This is a genomic window from Coralloluteibacterium thermophilum (genome assembly GCF_042654365.1).
GTDB classification, from domain to species: domain Bacteria; phylum Pseudomonadota; class Gammaproteobacteria; order Xanthomonadales; family Xanthomonadaceae; genus Coralloluteibacterium; species Coralloluteibacterium thermophilum.
Genome location: NZ_JBHSGG010000062.1, coordinates 1 through 2,174, shown reverse-complemented (window position 1 = coordinate 2,174; position 2,174 = coordinate 1). Strand labels below are relative to the sequence as shown.

2 rRNA genes are annotated in these 2,174 nt (G+C 56.5%); both read right to left on the bottom strand.

The annotated features are described in order from the left end of the window. Positions 1 to 52: 52 nt before the first annotated feature. Positions 53 to 167: ribosomal RNA gene (rrf, locus tag ACFO3Q_RS16800) — 5S ribosomal RNA — on the bottom strand. A gap of 112 nt (positions 168 to 279) precedes the next feature. Next, positions 280 to 2,174, bottom strand: a 23S ribosomal RNA gene (locus tag ACFO3Q_RS16795); the annotation flags it as partial.

The window sequence follows — 2,174 nt, the reverse complement described above, 5'->3', positions numbered from 1 at the left end:
CGCAAAAGACAACGGCCCGGTCCTTGGAGGACCGGGCCGCTGCGGGATAAACCCCTGGCGATGACCTACTCTTGCATGGCTGGTGCCACACTACCATTGGCGCGGGTGCGTTTCACGTCCGAGTTCGGGATGGGATCGGGTGGTTCCACACCGCTATGTTCACCAGGGAGACTGGGGCGCTGCAGCGGTTTGACGCGCAGCGCACATAGGGTTGGGACGTAGCGAAGTTGTTGGAATGTCGACCGTTGTGCCGTCGAGTCCAAGGCCACTTGAGGTTATAGGATCAAGCCGCACGGATCATTAGTACTGGTTAGCTCAACACATTGCTGTGCTTACACACCCAGCCTATCAACCACCTGGTCTTGATGGTTCCTTGAGGGGGCTTGTGCCCCGGGAGATCTCATCTTGAGGGAGGCTTCCCGCTTAGATGCTTTCAGCGGTTATCCCGTCCGACCATAGCTACCCGGCAATGCCACTGGCGTGACAACCGGAACACCAGAGGGTCGTCCACTCCGGTCCTCTCGTACTAGGAGCAGCTCCTCTCAAATCTCCAACGCCCACGACAGATAGGGACCGAACTGTCTCACGACGTTCTGAACCCAGCTCGCGTACCACTTTAAATGGCGAACAGCCATACCCTTGGGACCGACTACAGCCCCAGGATGTGATGAGCCGACATCGAGGTGCCAAACACCGCCGTCGATATGAACTCTTGGGCGGTATCAGCCTGTTATCCCCGGAGTACCTTTTATCCGTTGAGCGATGGCCCTTCCATACAGAACCACCGGATCACTAAGACCTACTTTCGTACCTGCTTGATCCGTCGATCTTGCAGTCAAGCACGCTTATGCCTTTGCACACAGTGCGCGATGTCCGACCGCGCTGAGCGTACCTTCGTGCTCCTCCGTTACTCTTTAGGAGGAGACCGCCCCAGTCAAACTACCCACCATACACGGTCCCCGATCCGGATCACGGACCTGGGTTAGAACGTCAAGCACATCAGGGTGGTATTTCAAGGTTGCCTCCACCGGAACTGGCGTCCCGGTTTCACTGGCTCCCACCTATCCTACACAGACGAACTCAACGTTCAGTGTAAAGCTATAGTAAAGGTTCACGGGGTCTTTCCGTCTTGCCGCGGGAACGCTGCATCTTCACAGCGATTTCAATTTCACTGAGTCTCGGGTGGAGACAGCGCCGCTGTCGTTACGCCATTCGTGCAGGTCGGAACTTACCCGACAAGGAATTTCGCTACCTTAGGACCGTTATAGTTACGGCCGCCGTTTACTGGGGCTTCGATCAAGAGCTTCGCCTTGCGGCTAACCCCATCAATTAACCTTCCAGCACCGGGCAGGCGTCACACCCTATACGTCCACTTTCGTGTTTGCAGAGTGCTGTGTTTTTGATAAACAGTCGCAGCGGCCTGGTCACTGCGGCCCTCTCCAGCTATAGCCCGCATGGGCCACCAGAAAGGGCGCACCTTCTCCCGAAGTTACGGTGCCATGTTGCCTAGTTCCTTCACCCGAGTTCTCTCAAGCGCCTGAGAATTCTCATCCTACCCACCTGTGTCGGTTTACGGTACGGTCTGCGTGAGCTGAAGCTTAGGGGCTTTTCCTGGAAGCATGGGATCAGTGACTTCAGTCTAAAGACCTGGTCTCGGTGCTCGGTCTTGAAGGGGCCCGGATTTGCCTAAGCCCCAAACCTACCGCCTTTCCCCGGGACAACCAACGCCCGGTACACCTACCCTTCTCCGTCCCCCCATCGCACTCACGCGAGGTGCAGGAATATTAACCTGCTTCCCATCGGCTACGCATTTCTGCCTCACCTTAGGGGCCGACTCACCCTGCGCCGATTAACGTTGCGCAAGGAAACCTTGGGCTTTCGGCGTGCGGGCTTTTCACCCGCATTATCGTTACTCATGTCAGCATTCGCACTTCCGATACCTCCAGCGGACTTCTCAATCCACCTTCGCAGGCGTACGGAACGCTCCTCTACCGCGCACACGCAAGCGTGTGCACCCCAAGCTTCGGTTTATCGCTTAGCCCCGTTAAATCTTCCGCGCAGGCCGACTCGACCAGTGAGCTATTACGCTTTCTTTAAAGGGTGGCTGCTTCTAAGCCAACCTCCTGGCTGTCTGTGCCTTCCCACATCGTTCACCACTGAGCGATAAATTGGGG